This is a genomic window from Sphingomonas edaphi (assembly GCF_003583725.1).
GTDB lineage: Bacteria > Pseudomonadota > Alphaproteobacteria > Sphingomonadales > Sphingomonadaceae > Sphingomicrobium > Sphingomicrobium edaphi.
This window is the reverse complement of record NZ_QXTF01000003.1, coordinates 36,050-50,361: the sequence shown is the minus strand read 5'-3', so window position 1 is coordinate 50,361 and position 14,312 is coordinate 36,050. Positions and strand designations below refer to the sequence as shown.

Below are 14,312 nucleotides of genomic sequence, written 5' to 3'. Positions count from 1 at the left end.
TCTCCTCGGTTACCATGACAACCGCGAGACAATGGAGTTTTCCGACCAATGGGCGAACCATCGCTATCGGGCTGGATGCGTGCACTGATCGAATATGTCCGGTCCGGCGAGCCCGACCTGACCAACCGGCAGATGGCGCTGCTCATGCTTGTCTACCAGACGCCCGGCCCCCACACGGTCCGCGGTCTGGCCAAGGCTCTTGGTGTTTCGAAGCCCGTTGTCACGCGCGCCTTGAATACATTGGGCGCACTCGGCTATCTGCGCCGCGAGCGAGACCAGGACGACCGCCGCAACGTATTTGTCGTCCGCACGAACGACGGGGCCAATTTCCTTGAAGGGTTCAAACGATACCTCCGTGCCGGGGACGGCAGCGAACAGCGTCCCTTCATCGGCCAACGGGAAAAAGAGCCAGCATTCGCAGGTCGTTGACGGCTTCGCATTGAGTGGGGTTTCCAATCCTCCGGACCCGCTCACACACGCGTATCGCAAGGACCTTGCTGACACCGCCCTCGCTGGCAGCGTGATCGCCTCGCACTATGCCGAGCCGCTCATCCGCCACCTCGTCGCCGACGCGCCGCTCCTGTTGGACTCGGACAATGATTCCGAAGTCCTTACCCAGCTCAAGGCGGGCGACGAGCTCAGGATGCTCGACTCTAGCCGTGGTTGGGCTTGGGGCTATGGGCCGGACGGCCGCGTTGGCTACGTCCGGGCCGAAGCCGTCGGCACCTAGCTACATCTCGCCGCGTGCGCGGCGGATCGCATACCACTTTTGGACATTGGCATTATGCTCGGCCAGAGTGTCGGCAAAGACATGGCCCCCGGTGCCATCCGCAACAAAGTAAAGCGCCTTGGTCGGCGCCGGATCGAGTACTGCGGCTATGCTTTCTCGCCCCGGATTGGCGATTGGTCCCGCCGGCAGCCCCGGCTCGCGGTAGGTGTTGTAGCCAGTGACCGCATTCAGCTCCGACCTGCGGATGCGACGGCCAAGCGGCTTACCCTTGGTGATCGGGTAAATGACTGTTGGGTCGGCATCCAGCTTCATTCCGATCTTCAGGCGGTTGCAGTAGACCCCCGCCACCGTGCGCCGTTCGGACGGCTTGCCCGTTTCCTTCTCCACGATGGAAGCAAGGATGACGGCTTCCTGAGGCGTCGATACCGGACAATCGCCCTTCTTCGTCGGCCACAATGCCGCAAGTTCCTTGTTCATGGCGTCCGTCATCCGCTTCAGTACCGCAGCACGAGGCTCCCCTGCCTGCCAGTCATAGCTGTTGGGCAGAACGCTGCCTTCAGCTGGGAGAGGCGCCGCGCCGGTCAGTTCCGGAATTGCCGCCAGCTTTTCTTGGACGATAATCGACGGCGTGCCTTCGGCGATCGTCAGCAGGCGGACAACGGGCCGGCCGTGCTGCAGGATATCAAGGATCTTGGCCGCGCTCGTGCCGGCCGGAATTTCAAACTCACCGGCTTGTACGGGGTCGCCGGATCCAAGCAACTTGGCCATCGCGCGGAAGGTCGTCGCATTCCCCGGGATCAGCCGCTCAGTTTCAAGCTGGCGGGCGACCGATGCCAAACTGGAGCCTTCGGCAACAGTGATGCGGTGCGTGCCTTCGCGAGGCCCGCTGCTCCACCAAAGCGCCCCGATCGCCGCCATTGCCGCGACGATGGCGACGATGGCAAGGCCGAAGAGCTTTTTCACACCGCCTTCACGACAAGCGAGGCATTCGTTCCGCCAAAACCAAAGCTGTTGTTCAGCGCAGCACGGACCTGACGCTTCTTAGCCTGGTGCGGGACCAGGTCGACGCCGGCAGTGCCTTCGCTCGGATTGTCGAGATTAAGCGTCGGCGGCACGATCTGGTCGCGGATCGCGAGGATGCAGAAAATGGTTTCTACGGCCCCGGCCCCGCCCAGCAAGTGCCCGATCGCCGACTTGGTCGAGCTCATCGACACATTTGCTACCTCGTTACCGAATAGCCGGCGAACTGCACCCAGTTCCAGTTCGTCGCCGAGCGGCGTCGAAGTACCGTGGGCGTTGATGTAATCGATGTCGGCCGGCGTCATTCCTGCCTTTTTCAACGCCATTTCCATCGACCGGAACGCGCCCGAGCCTTGCGGATGCGGCGCTGTGACGTGGTAGGCATCACCCGAGAGGCCGTAGCCAACAACCTCGGCGTAGATTTTGGCGCCGCGAGCCTTCGCATGCTCATATTCTTCAAGCACGACGACACCCGCGCCCTCGCCCATCACAAAGCCGTCACGGTCCTTATCGTAAGGACGGCTGGCCTTTTCGGGTTGATCGTTGAAGGCAGTGCTGAGCGCACGTGCCTGTGCGAACCCGGCAATGCCGATCGGGCAGATGGTCGCTTCCGAGCCGCCGGCCAACATGATGTCGGCATCACCATCCTTGATCATCCGCGCGGCGTCGCCGATCGAGTGGGCGCCAGTCGAGCAGGCGGTCACGACAGCATGGTTTGGACCCATCAAGCCGTACTTGATGCTGACCTGGCCCGAGATCAGGTTGATCAATCGGCCGTGCACGAAGTGCGGGCTGACCCGACCGGGACCCTTTTCGTGAAGCACAAGCGACTCAGATTCGATGCCCGGAAGGCCGCCGATGCCCGACCCGATCGAACAGCCGGCGCGCAGCCTCGTCGCCTCGTCCATTTCGAGGAGGCCGGCATCTTCGATCGCCTGTCCGGCAGCATCGATGCCGTAGATGATGAAAGGGTCGACCTGGCGCTGCACCTTATGATCGACCCGCTTGTTGGGATCGAAGCCATATTCGTGATCGGCCGGCTTAACTTCGCAGGCGATGTGGCACTTCTGGTTCGACGCATCGAAGTGCGTGATTTTTCCCGCACCGGACTTGGCGGCCAGAATATTCGCCCATGTCGTTTCCACGTCGCCACCAAGCGGCGTTACCAGACCCAGACCTGTCACCACGACACGGCGCATGCGCATTACCCCTTTTCGATTTCCCTCAAATGCAAACGGCCTCCCGCAGGAAACGGGAAGCCGTTCGTGCCGCCTTCATCGGCGGGCGGCAGCCAATCGGCCCCGATTAGCCCTTGTTGCTGTCGATATAGACGATCGCATCCTTGACGGTCGTGATCTTCTCGGCCGCATCGTCCGGGATCTCGACGCCGAATTCTTCCTCGAACGCCATCACCAGTTCGACGATGTCGAGGCTGTCCGCGCCCAGATCGTCGATGAAGCTCGCTTCTTCGGTGACCTTTTCCGCTTCGACGCCGAGATGTTCGACGACGATCTTCTTCACCCGATCGGCGGTCTCGCTCATGTGGATTTTCCTCCGTTAGATTTTGCGCTGCCCTAGCGGCGGGCGCGGCATACGGCAAGCATATCTCGACTCAAGCACTGCAGCTTCCTACCTGCGCAACCTGATGAAAATCCGCCGCTCGCTCACCGCAGGTGAAATCGATCTCGCCAGATCCGTATTCGGAGATGCAATCGACTATGAGCGCGTGCGGCTGGTTCGCGGCAAATGGTGGCTTTTCCAGCCCCGCGGAATCGTGATGGCGCCCACCGGCAACATACACTTCCATCCGGATTCCCGGCTCTGGTCGGATGATTTCTCGCAGGAACGACTGTCGCTGCAGGGGCTGTTCATTCACGAAATGACTCATGTCTGGCAGGCGCAGACCAAGGGCCGCTACTATCTGGTCCTGATGCGCCATCCATTCTGCCGCTACGATTATCGGTTGATCGAGGGCCGGCCGTTCGACCGGTATGGGCTGGAACAGCAGGCCGAACTTGTCCGACACCGCTTCATGGCGGACCGCGGGCAGACGGTTGCGCATTTACCGGATGACGGTTTTCTGCCGTTCACCAAATCCGTTACAGTTTCGCAACAGTCTTAACACGAAATTGCCGACCCCCTTTTCGCGGGCCGCAATAAGCATAGGCTGCCCCCGTCGATTCAGATCCAACGGGGGATTTCGAGATGACCAGCCCAACATTTGGTGTGCGTAGCCTCCTGATCGGTGCCTCGGCACTCGCATTCGTCACGCCCGCATGGGCACAGACGGCCGAGGAAACCCAAGCACAGGAAGCCAATACCGCGACGGAAGCCGAGCAAGGCGATCTGATCATCGTCACGGCAACCAAGCGCGCGTCGACGGTTCAAGACGTTCCCTTCTCCATCAACGCGCAGACGCAGGAAGACATCCAGCGTTCTAATGCGACGACGATCGAGGATATCAGTCGCAACGTGGCCGGCCTTGCCGTCCAGAACCTCGGACCGGGCCAGAGCCAAGTGTCCGTTCGCGGTGTGTCAGCGGGACAAATCGTCCGCGACCAACCGGGTGTGAAGGAGCAGGTCGGCGTTTATCTCGACGAGTCCGTTATTTCGCTTTCGCTGTTCACGCCCGATCTCGACCTGTTCGACCTGAACCGCGTTGAGACGCTGCGCGGACCGCAGGGCACGCTATTCGGATCGGGCAGCGTGGGCGGCACACTGCGTTACATTACGAACCAACCCCGCCTTGGCCGGACCGAAGGCATGGTCGAAGCGAACATCAATACGGTTGAAGAAAGTGACCTCGGCGGGCATTTGAAGGGCGCGGTCAACGTTCCGATCGGCGAAACCGCGGCGATCCGCGCGGTCGGCTACGCCCAGAAGTTCGCCGGTTTCATTGATGCCGAGGGTCCGGCAGGCGGCAAGAACGTCAATGACGGCACCCGCGTTGGTGGTCGCGTTTCGATCCTGTGGCAACCTGTCACCGAACTCAAGATCACGCCACGCGTGGTTTACCAAGAGGTCCGTGCCGATGGCTTCAACCGGCAGGAAATCTTCAACCTGTTCGGGAACACGCTTAGCACAACGCGGCCGCAGGTCGACCTTGGCGAGCGGGAGCAATACCTCCTGCTTCGCGAGAAATTCAAAGACGACACGCTGATTGCTGACCTCACCGCATCTTATGATTTCGGCCCAGTCGAGCTGACATCGGTGACCAGCTACATCAACCGCGACATCCTCGTCTCGCGCGACGCCTCGGCACTGACAGGCTCGATTTCCGACGATGCCGTCGACCTGCCCGATGCAGCCGTGTTGCTGCCGTCCAATCTCGTCGACACTACCGACCTTAAATCCTGGACGCAGGAGCTTCGCCTTGCCTCGACCGGCAGCGGTCCGTTCCAATGGGTGGTTGGCGGCTTCTATTCCAGCGTCGACCGCGACTATTCTCAGACGTTGCCGACACCCGGTTACGCCGACGCGGTGGGCGGCCCGACCGGCGGAACGGCGGACCCGGATTCGCCGTACAACAGCTTCCTGACCTACGACATCACCCAAAAGGCAATCTTCGGCGAAGCCAGCTACGACTTCGGCCAGTTCAAGCTGACCGGCGGCGGCCGATATTATGACTTCAAGGAAGATCGCACCTTCGACAACCAAGGCATCTTCACCGGCGGCAACAGCCTCAGCCAGACGACAAAGTCGGACGGCTTCAGCCCGCGCGTCATCGCGACGTGGGAGCCGAATAACAACCTAAGCGTCAACGTCCAGGCCGCGAAGGGCTTCCGCCTCGGTGGTGCCAACGATCCGATTAATATCCCGATCTGCTCGGACCAGGACCTCGACATCTTCGGGCCCTATTCCGGCACGTCCTACAAGGACGAGACGTTGTGGAATTACGAAGCCGGGGTGAAGTATCAGCGGCGGGGCGTCACCTTCAACGTCGCGGCATTCTACACCAAGATCAAGGACCTGCAGGTCACGCTCGACGCTGGCAGTTGCTCGTCGCGCATCGTGTTCAATGTCGACAAGGCACACACGAAGGGCATCGAAGCGGAACTTGCCTTAAGACCGGTCCAAGGTCTGGACCTATCATTCTCCGGAAGCATCATCGAAGCGGAATTCGATACGACCCTGCCCGGGGACCTCGCGGCTACTACCGGCATCCGTAACGGCAACCGCCTCCCGTCGGTACCGAAGTTCCAGGGTGCCGCGTCGGCGACCTATTCGTCGCGCTTCTCCGACAACGCGGAATGGTATGTAAACGCGAGCGTCCAGCACGTTGGCAATCGCTACACGCAGCCGTCAGACCAAGAGGGCAATCCGCGGACCTTCATTTACCGGCCCTCCCCGTTTGCGCCGGGCCTCAGTTTCGATCCGGACTTCGGGGGCATCCCGCAGAATGTCGGGACAACGGTCAATTTGAAGCTGCCGTCCTACAACCTGGTCAACCTTTCGGCCGGCGTCGAATGGGATAGCGGGCTAGAGGTCGTAATCTACGCCAACAATCTCTTCGACGCGAACCCGAAGCTGTCGTTCGACCGTGAACGCGGCGGTCGAGCTCGCCTCGGCTATAATATCGGCCAGCCACGGACGATCGGCCTGACGATCCGGCAATCGTTCGGGTCGGCTCCGCCTCCGCCCCCTCCGCCGCCGCCACCGCCCCCTCCGCCGCCGCCACCGGCGACGCAGACCTGCGCGGACGGTTCGGTTATCCTGGCGACGGATGCCTGCCCGGTCCCGCCGCCACCGCCACCACCTCCGCCTCCTCCGGCCGAGCCGGAGCGTGGCTGACCAGCCGGAACCTGACGATAAGGGCGGCGCCCTTTCGGGCCCGCCGCCCATTACCCGCCGGTCGTTGATCGGCGGCATGGCGGCCGGGGCAATCGCTCCGGCCGTCTTGCGTGCGGCGTCGCCAGGAAGCGCCGCGCATGTCGCAGTCATCGGCGCTGGCGTCTTCGGCAGTTGGACCGCCGAGCACCTCCGCCGCGCGGGCCACCGCGTGACCCTGGTCGACATGGCCGGCCCCGCGAACAATCGCGCCAGTTCTGGCGGCGAAAGTCGGATGACCCGGGCCGGCTACGGTCGTGACGCGATTTACTCGAGAATGGCGTTCGACAGCCTCAAGGAATGGCAATCGCTCAGCGGAGCCTCCGGACTCCCGATCTTCGTTCCTCACGGGGTGCTGTTCTTCACATCGAAGCGCGACGATTATTTTGCTCAGTCGCTGGTCGTAAACAGGTCGCTTGGCCTGCCCGTCGAGGAATTGAGCCAAGCGGAGTTGGCCACGCGTTTCCCCATGATCGATTTTGCCGGGGTCGAGATGGGAATGTTCGAGCCCGGCTTCGGTGCATTGATGGCCCGGCGGGCTGTACAGACGCTAGTTCAGCGGTTCGTCGCCGGTGGTGGCCAATATCGCCAGGAGACCGCGCGTATCGAACCAACTTCGGGGCCGCTCAAGAGAGTCCAGCTTTCGTCTGGGCCCCTAGAAGCCGATGCCTTCGTCTTCGCACTTGGCGCTTGGCTGCCGAAGCTGTTTCCGAGCCTGCTCAGCAAGAAGATCTTCGCCACGCGACAGGAAGTGTTCTTCTTTGCGTCGCCCGACGGCGACCGGCGCTTCCTCCCTGCATCCATGCCCGGCTGGGCGGATTTCAACGATGGCGACGTTTATTATGGCTTTCCCGACCTTGAGGCCCGGGGCGTCAAATTTGCCCACGATACGCACGGCGTACTGGTCGATCCCGACACGCAGAGCCGCCAGCCGACCAAAGCGGCGCTCGACGAAATTATCGCGTTCCGGGACCGTCGCTTCCCCGCACTCCGCAACGCCCGGCTAACCGAGAGCCGCGTCTGCCAATATGAAAATAGCTCGAACGGCGATTTCCTGATCGACCGTCATCCGGCTATGGCCAACGTCATCCTGGTCGGCGGCGGGTCCGGCCACGGATTCAAGCACGGTCCGGAGGTTGGTCGCCTTGCCGCCGCTCTGATTTCCGGAAGCGGCCCCCAAACGGAGCCGCGCTTCAGCCTTTCAACGAAAGCCGAAACGCAGCACCGCGAGGTTCATTAACCCGCCTTGGCAACCGCGACGAGAGCCGGACGGAGCAACCGGTCCTTGAGCATGTACCCCGATTGCATTTCCTCGACGATCGTGCCGGGCTCGGCCTGATCCGTCGCCAATTCGATCATCGCCTGGTGACGATGCGGATCGAGCGCCTCGCCCACCGAGCCGACTTTTACGATGCCGTTCCGGGCGAAGACCGAATCCAGTTCGCGGAGCGTCGCCTCGATACCGTCGACGAAGCTCTTCAGCTTCTCGTCCTGTCGCGCGGCTTCCGGCACATGGCTCAGCGCACGATCAAGGTGGTCGCGAACGCTCAGCATGTCGCGTGCGAAGCCGGTCGAGGCGTAAGCAGCGGCCTGCTGCTTCTCCGCTTCAAGGCGGCGACGCACATTCTGCGTCTCGGCGGCGGCGTACAACGCCTTGCTGTTAGCCTCCTCTAGCTGCTTTTGCAGTTCCGCCACCCGGTCATGCTCGGCAAGTTCCGGCGCGTCCGCGGCAGTTTCAGAGCGAATGTCTTCGGCTTCGTCGTGAAGGTCTTTTTTGTCCATCATCTCATATATCTCGTGAGGGCTTGCGCCGTGAAATCCACCATGGGGACGACGCGCGCATAGTTCAATCGCGTCGGCCCGATAACCCCGACAACGCCGACCACCTGCCCATCGCTCCCGCGATAAGGGGCAGCAATGACCGACGAGCCCGACAGGGCGAACATGCGGTTCTCGCTACCGATGAAGATGCGACACCCCTGCCCTTCGCGCGCCCCTTCCAGCAGACGAGCAATTTCCTGCCGGTCCTCCAGTTCGTCAAGCAACTTGCGGACGCGCTCAAGGTCGGCAGCGGCCGTTTCGTCGATAAGATTCGCCTGGCCGCGGACAATGAGGACGGGACGGTGAGCATGATCTTCGCCCCAGTCGGCGAGACCGCGCGCGACCAGCTCGGCGGCCGCTGCATCAATCGCTTCGCGCCGAACCATGATTTCCTGCCTTAGCCGCGCTTCGGCCTCGGCAAGGGTCAGGCCGGACAGCCGCGCGTTTACGAAATTGGCGACGTCAGCAAGCGCGACCGCGCTGGTCCCGCCGGGCAAGGGCACGACGCGGTTCTCCACGCTGCCATCCATCCCGACCAGAACCGCCAGAGCCCTGTCCACGCCCAGCGGCACGAAATTCAGCTGGCGAAGCCGGAAGTCCGATTTCGGCGCGAGCACAACGCCGGCGCAACTCGACAGGCCCGACAATGTCGCCGTTGCCGCGGCCAGCGCTTCCTCGACGGGCCGGTCCTTGATCTGCGCTTCGATCACTGCCCGTTCGCGCGCTGGCGGAAGGGCGCTGTGCATGATGCCATCGACAAACAGCCGCAGCCCGGTTTCGGTCGGAATTCGCCCAGCCGACGTATGTGGATGAGTCAGCAGGCCGCGCTCTTCCAGTTCCTGCATCACGCCCCGGATCGACGCGGGCGACAGGCTTACCGAACCGGCGAGCGCCTTCGATCCGACTGGCTGGCCGCGGTCGAGATAGGCCTCTACCACGAGCCGGAAGATGTCGCGCATGCGGTTGGTCAGGTCGCCGATCGGCTCGCTCATGCCGGCGCATGTAGGGCGAAGCCATTTGAAAGCCAACGATTGCCGGTCTAGGGGCGGCACAAATCACAAGGAGAATTTCATGCGCCCCAGCGGACGCGCCCCCGACCAGATGCGCGAATTGCGGTTCGAACCCGGTTTCACAAAGCATGCCGAAGGCGCCTGCCTCGTCAGTTTTGGCGAGACGCGTGTGCTCGTCACCGCCTCGGTCGAGGAAAAAGTGCCCCCATTCCTGCGCGGAAAGGGCCAAGGCTGGGTCACGGCCGAATATGGCATGCTGCCCCGCGCGACCCACACACGCGGGAACCGCGAAGCGGCCAAAGGAAAGCAATCCGGCCGCACCCAGGAAATCCAGCGGCTCATCGGCCGCAGCCTGCGCGCCGTGGTCGACCTTTCAAAGCTAGGCGAGCGCCAGATCGTTATCGACTGCGATGTCATTCAGGCTGACGGCGGCACGCGCACCGCTTCGATTTCCGGCGCTTGGGTTGCGCTCCGCATCGCGGCGGACAAGCTTCTCGCTTCGGGCGCGTTGACGGTCGACCCGATCGTCACGCAGGTCGCCGCCGTGTCGTGCGGCATCTATGAAGGAACTCCGGTCCTCGACCTCGATTATATCGAGGATTCGAGCGCCCATTCGGACGGCAATTTCGTGCTGACCGGCGATGGCGCCATCGTGGAGGCGCAGTTGACTGCAGAAGGCGCGACATTCGACGAGGAAGGGCTTCTTCGCTTGCTACGGCTTGCCAAGATCGGCTGCTCCGACATCTTTGCCGCGCAGCTCAAGGCGGCAGGCAAGTGAAGGCGATCGGGCCGAAGCTGGTCATCGCGACTCACAACGCCGGCAAGCTTCGCGAAATTCGCGAACTGCTGTCACCGCACGGCATCGAATGCGTCGGCGCGGCGGAACTGGACCTGCCGGAGCCCGAGGAAACCGGAAACACATTTATCGACAATGCTGAACTGAAAGCCCGCGAAGCAGCGGATCTCAGCGGGCTTCCGGCATTGGCAGACGACAGTGGCCTGTCGGTTGATGCGTTGCACGGCATGCCCGGCATTTTTTCGGCACGCTGGGCCGAAGATGCGGACGGAAATCGCGACTTCAGGCGCGCAATGGAGCGCGTCTGGCACGAGGTCGAAGCGGCAGGCGAGGAAGCGGGCCACGATGCCCACTTCGTCTGCGCACTTTCCGTCGCCTGGCCGGACGGCAGCATCGAAAGCTTCGAGGGCAAGGTGCACGGAACCCTTGTCTGGCCGCCACGCGGCGAGCGGGGGTTCGGCTATGACCCGATGTTCGTCGCCAACGGCATGGACCAGACCTTCGCCGAGATCGACCCAGATCAGAAACACGCGATCAGCCATCGGGCCGATGCGTTCAAAAAACTGGTTGCGGCCCTAGGTTAGTCGCGCCGCGTGGCGATTTGCGCCGGGCTTGCACTGGGTTCTGTCGCGACGAGCGGATCGCGACCTGCAACCAGATGGAAGCCGTCCTTGTTGCCTGCGGGCGAGTATCGGCATACGAAGTAATCCGTCGTCGCATTCGATGCGACGGCACAACCGACATGCGTTGTCGTCGGCCAGACGATCTGCGTGTAATGCGCTACCGCTTCCCAGCGGCCGTTCGAGCTGTTGTGCGGAAAAAGACCGGCCCGGAACAACTTCTGTTCGTCGACCATAACTTGGATCATCGTATCGTAAGAAAAGACCCCGCGCGGACCGCGCCAGAGGTTTTCGCCGGCAACCTTGCGGCGACCCGGCGTCTTGTCATGACCGTAAATGCCGGTGCGGGCCATATAGTTAGCATGGGCCATGGCGCCGGCAGCAAGGTCGTCACTCCACTGCAGTGGGGCGACCCCGAATTCACGACGCGCCGCGTTGTGCAGGCTGATAGTGGTCGCCCTGAGCAAAAGTGGCCCTCGATCGGCTGGCCCCGGCCAGTTGGGGCTGGGCAGCGTGGCGGCAGACGCCGGGGCGGCAAACAGCATGGCAAGGACGAGCAGGCGCTTCATTCCGCCTATTGTGCCCAAACGGGGTTAACAGGCGGCTGATGCGGATGCTTAACGCATCACTACGCCGACCACGTTTCCGGCCGGAAGATAGCGGCACACCAGATAGTCGCTCGACCGATTACTGGCAGTCGCGCAACCTACTCGCTGGGTCGTCGGCCAGACGATCTGTGTGTAATGCGCCACCTGCGACCAGTCGCCTGTGCGGCTGACTGCTGGGAAGCGTCCCGGACGAAAATAGCGGCGTTCGTCGACCAACAGTCCGATCATTTCAGCATAGCTGTAGGCAGTGCGCGTCCCGACCCACAGATTCTCGCCCTGCTTCGGCCTCCGTCCGACCTGCGGATCATGTTCAAACCGGCCCGACCGCGCCAGTCGCTGCGCATAAATCGCCGCATCGCGCGCCAGCGACTGGTCCCAGGCCAAAGGGCCTACCCCATATTCCCGCCTCGCCCGGTTATGGGCCGAGATCATCGTCGTTCGCAGCAGCATTTCGCCGCGCTCGGCAGGCCGCTGGTCTCTCCACGGAATGGTGGCAGATTGCGGATTGGCGATGGCCGCCGCTGGCAAGAGCAGCATAAGGGCCGTAAGGGACGCGCGCATCATGGCCAGCAGCGCTACCCTCGACGACCTGAACGCGAAACGAACGGCGGCACCGCCCCTCGCCCTCTATGTCCATTGGCCGTTCTGCATCAGCAAATGCCCCTATTGCGACTTCAACAGCCACGTTCGGGCTACAGTCGATCAGGCCGGATGGCGCGACGCCTTGCTCGCCGACCTCGCGCACGAGGCCGCGCTGCTGCCCGATCATCGACTTTCGTCCATTTTCTTTGGCGGAGGCACTCCGTCCCTGATGGACCCGGCGACCGTCGAGGCGATCATCGCCTCCGCCCGCGGCCATTGGCAGGCAGACGAAGATGTCGAAATCACATTGGAGGCTAACCCGAACAGTGCCGAGGCCGAGCGCTTTGCCGATATCGCCACAGCAGGTGTCAACCGGATCAGCCTTGGTTTGCAGAGTTTCGACGACAAGGCGTTAGGCTTTCTGGGCCGCGCGCACAGCGCCGATGAGGGCCTTCGCGCGCTGGACGCCGCCCAATCAGCCGTAAATCGCGTCAGCTTCGACCTGATCTACGCGCTGCCCGGCGACGACGAGCAGCGCTGGTCTCGCAACCTCGACCGGGCGCTCTCGTTCGGAACCGAGCATCTATCGCTTTACCAGCTGACGATCGAGCCCGGTACGCGCTTTGCGACGATGGTCGCTCGGCACGACTTCGAACCACTTGATGCTGACATGTCGGCCAACCTCTTCGAACTTACTCAGGAGCGAACGGCGGCCGCGGGTCTTCCGGCCTATGAAATCAGCAACCACGCAAGGTCGGGCTGCGAGAGCCGCCATAACCTCGCCTATTGGCGCTACCAGGATTATGCGGGAGTGGGTCCGGGCGCGCATGGACGGCGCAGCGGCCTGCGCACTGTCCGTCACAAGAAGCCGGAGAACTTCCTGGCTGCCGTCGTCCGCAACGGCCACGGCATTTCTGAAGAGGAATTGCTGACCCGCGACGAGGCAGCACACGAAGCGTTGGTGATGGGACTACGCCTGAGCGAAGGCATCGACGTGCCCGACCTTGAGGACCGGCTCGGCACCAAACTGCTCGACCAGCGCGCGACCGACCGCATGGTGACACATGGGCTCGTCGAGCGCTACGGACGTCGCCTTCGCGTCACCCCGCCCGGCCGTTTGCTCCTCGATTCAGTCCTCGCCGAGATCGCCGCCTAGAATTTGGTCGCGGCAGGCGCGATCGTCGTCACACCATTGGCATTGACCTGTCGAACTTCCAGCAGCCGTTCCGCAACGCCGTCCCTGCCAAAGCGGAAATTGCCGTCTACGCCACCGAAGCCATCGGAATCGATCAAGGTGCCCACCGGGAAGGGACGCCCCGTACGCCAGCTTTTCGAACTGCGCACGGCCAACAGCACCGCATCATAGCCCAAGCTACCGAGCCGGTAGGGCGTTTTGCCGTACCTGGCACGGTAGCGGTTCACCATCTGATTGAACCGGAAATCGGGTGCCGCAGCGTACCAGGCACCTCGCAGCGCTGGGGTCCTTCCCAGTGTCTTGTCGGTCGCCCACAATTCAGTGCCCAGCCTGCGCGGGCCTACCTTAATCAACGGGGCTGCCATCGCCGCCATCCGGCCCGAATCGCCGATCAGCACCGCATCAAAAGATCCCCGGTTATTCAGGCGGCGCGCAGCAAGGCTCATTGCACCCCTGCTCCGGGTATAAGTCTCAATCGCCGTTACGCGGCCTCCCGCTCTTCCGACTGCCTTTGTGAATGCCTGAGTCGAGCGCTGACCATAAAGGCCCGTCGGCACCAGCGCAGCGAAGCGCGTTGCGCCCTTGCTTCGGGCGTAGCTGACGACCCGGCCGATCGACTGGTCGGGGGTGAATCCCATGATGTAGACGCCGTTGCCCGCAACGCCTTCGTCATTGGAGAAGGAGATGACCGGAACGCCCGCCTGCCGTGCAACCGGAGCGGCCGCTCGGACATCCTCGGCCAGCAGCGGGCCGAGGATCAGCCCGCTTCCGTCGGCGATTGCGCGCTGGGCGGCGCCCGCCGCACCCCCCGGCCCAGCACTGTTGTAGACATTGATCTTCAGGTTCTTCTCGCCAGTGTCGGCCAGCGCGAGGTTTGCCGCATTGACAATGGAAGTCCCTACCGGTCCGTCGCCCCCAGTCGTGGGCACGATGATCGCCACCACCCGCGGACCAGTAATGACCGGAAGCTCCGGTTCGATGACCGGCGGACCGCCGGGGCCCCGCTGACAGCTCGCTAGCGCAAAGGCTGCGCCGCAAATTCCCAGCAGGACCGTGCGGCGCGCTTGCCGTGGAGTGAAGGAAAATGCCATTGCCCTACTTCC

General features: G+C 62.7%; 16 protein-coding genes. 8 read left to right on the top strand and 8 right to left on the bottom strand.

Going from position 1 to position 14,312, the window contains the following annotated elements; translation table 11 throughout:
- Positions 1 to 48: 48 nt before the first annotated feature.
- Both D3M59_RS09475 and D3M59_RS09470 read left to right on the top strand, forming a co-directional pair.
- Positions 49 to 429, top strand: a complete 381-nt coding sequence (locus D3M59_RS09475) for a MarR family transcriptional regulator (RefSeq protein ID WP_233543220.1) — start codon at positions 49 to 51, stop codon at positions 427 to 429.
- A 10-nt stretch (positions 430 to 439) separates the two neighbouring features.
- Positions 440 to 730 carry an SH3 domain-containing protein gene (locus tag D3M59_RS09470; protein ID WP_119533426.1) on the top strand — a complete coding sequence of 97 codons (291 nt, stop codon included), beginning with the start codon at positions 440 to 442 and terminating at the stop codon, positions 728 to 730.
- Here the strand turns inward: D3M59_RS09470 and mltG are convergent, their stop codons facing one another.
- The 3 genes from mltG to D3M59_RS09455 all read right to left on the bottom strand — a co-directional run bounded on the left by mltG (position 731) and on the right by D3M59_RS09455 (position 3,292).
- Entirely contained in the window at positions 731 to 1,648 is a 918-nt protein-coding gene (gene mltG / locus D3M59_RS09465) for an endolytic transglycosylase MltG (RefSeq protein ID WP_119533603.1), read from the bottom strand. It lies immediately after the preceding gene.
- 41 nt (positions 1,649 to 1,689) lie between these two features.
- Positions 1,690 to 2,949: a beta-ketoacyl-ACP synthase II gene (gene fabF, locus D3M59_RS09460; RefSeq protein ID WP_119533602.1), complete on the bottom strand. Its 1,260-nt coding sequence runs from the start codon at positions 2,947 to 2,949 to the stop codon at positions 1,690 to 1,692.
- 106 nt (positions 2,950 to 3,055) lie between these two features.
- Positions 3,056 to 3,292, bottom strand: a complete 237-nt coding sequence (locus tag D3M59_RS09455; RefSeq protein WP_119533425.1) for an acyl carrier protein — start codon at positions 3,290 to 3,292, stop codon at positions 3,056 to 3,058.
- A 103-nt stretch (positions 3,293 to 3,395) separates the two neighbouring features.
- On the opposite strand from D3M59_RS09455, the gene D3M59_RS09450 reads away from it, so the two are divergent.
- The 3 genes from D3M59_RS09450 to D3M59_RS09440 all read left to right on the top strand — a co-directional run bounded on the left by D3M59_RS09450 (position 3,396) and on the right by D3M59_RS09440 (position 7,817).
- A complete protein-coding gene (locus D3M59_RS09450; RefSeq protein ID WP_119533424.1) occupies positions 3,396 to 3,872 on the top strand; it encodes a vgr related protein in 477 nt (158 codons plus the stop codon).
- An 83-nt stretch (positions 3,873 to 3,955) separates the two neighbouring features.
- Complete coding sequence (locus D3M59_RS09445) at positions 3,956 to 6,541, top strand: TonB-dependent receptor (RefSeq protein ID WP_119533423.1); 2,586 nt, start codon at positions 3,956 to 3,958, stop codon at positions 6,539 to 6,541.
- A complete protein-coding gene (locus D3M59_RS09440; RefSeq protein WP_158581990.1) occupies positions 6,534 to 7,817 on the top strand; it encodes an FAD-dependent oxidoreductase in 1,284 nt (427 codons plus the stop codon). Before D3M59_RS09445 ends, D3M59_RS09440 begins: the two co-directional genes overlap by 8 nt.
- Here D3M59_RS09440 and grpE read toward each other — a convergent pair.
- Together grpE and hrcA are read right to left on the bottom strand one after the other, a co-directional pair.
- Positions 7,814 to 8,362 (bottom strand): nucleotide exchange factor GrpE, encoded by a 549-nt coding sequence (gene grpE / locus D3M59_RS09435; protein WP_233543219.1) that lies wholly within the window; start codon positions 8,360 to 8,362, stop codon positions 7,814 to 7,816. The genes D3M59_RS09440 and grpE overlap by 4 nt on opposite strands.
- Positions 8,359 to 9,390 carry a heat-inducible transcriptional repressor HrcA gene (hrcA, locus tag D3M59_RS09430; RefSeq protein WP_119533420.1) on the bottom strand — a complete coding sequence of 344 codons (1,032 nt, stop codon included), beginning with the start codon at positions 9,388 to 9,390 and terminating at the stop codon, positions 8,359 to 8,361. Before hrcA ends, grpE begins: the two co-directional genes overlap by 4 nt.
- Before the next feature lie 79 nt (positions 9,391 to 9,469).
- Here hrcA and rph point away from each other — a divergent pair, with 79 nt between their 5' ends.
- Entirely contained in the window at positions 9,470 to 10,186 is a 717-nt protein-coding gene (gene rph, locus D3M59_RS09425; protein WP_119533419.1) for a ribonuclease PH, read from the top strand.
- Complete coding sequence (gene rdgB, locus D3M59_RS09420) at positions 10,183 to 10,788, top strand: RdgB/HAM1 family non-canonical purine NTP pyrophosphatase (protein WP_267896957.1); 606 nt, start codon at positions 10,183 to 10,185, stop codon at positions 10,786 to 10,788. Before rph ends, rdgB begins: the two co-directional genes overlap by 4 nt.
- On the opposite strand, the gene D3M59_RS09415 is transcribed toward rdgB, so the two are convergent.
- Positions 10,785 to 11,393, bottom strand: a complete 609-nt coding sequence (locus D3M59_RS09415) for a CAP domain-containing protein (protein WP_119533417.1) — start codon at positions 11,391 to 11,393, stop codon at positions 10,785 to 10,787. The genes rdgB and D3M59_RS09415 overlap by 4 nt on opposite strands.
- Before the next feature lie 48 nt (positions 11,394 to 11,441).
- Positions 11,442 to 11,996, bottom strand: a complete 555-nt coding sequence (locus D3M59_RS09410; RefSeq protein WP_199662483.1) for a CAP domain-containing protein — start codon at positions 11,994 to 11,996, stop codon at positions 11,442 to 11,444.
- Here D3M59_RS09410 and hemW point away from each other — a divergent pair.
- On the top strand, positions 11,995 to 13,170 hold the full coding sequence (gene hemW, locus D3M59_RS09405; protein ID WP_119533416.1) for a radical SAM family heme chaperone HemW: 1,176 nt from the start codon (positions 11,995 to 11,997) through the stop codon (positions 13,168 to 13,170). The two genes, D3M59_RS09410 and hemW, sit on opposite strands and share 2 nt — an antisense overlap.
- Here hemW and D3M59_RS09400 read toward each other — a convergent pair.
- Positions 13,167 to 14,300 (bottom strand): penicillin-binding protein activator, encoded by a 1,134-nt coding sequence (locus D3M59_RS09400; protein ID WP_119533415.1) that lies wholly within the window; start codon positions 14,298 to 14,300, stop codon positions 13,167 to 13,169. The genes hemW and D3M59_RS09400 overlap by 4 nt on opposite strands.
- Positions 14,301 to 14,312 lie beyond the last annotated feature (12 nt).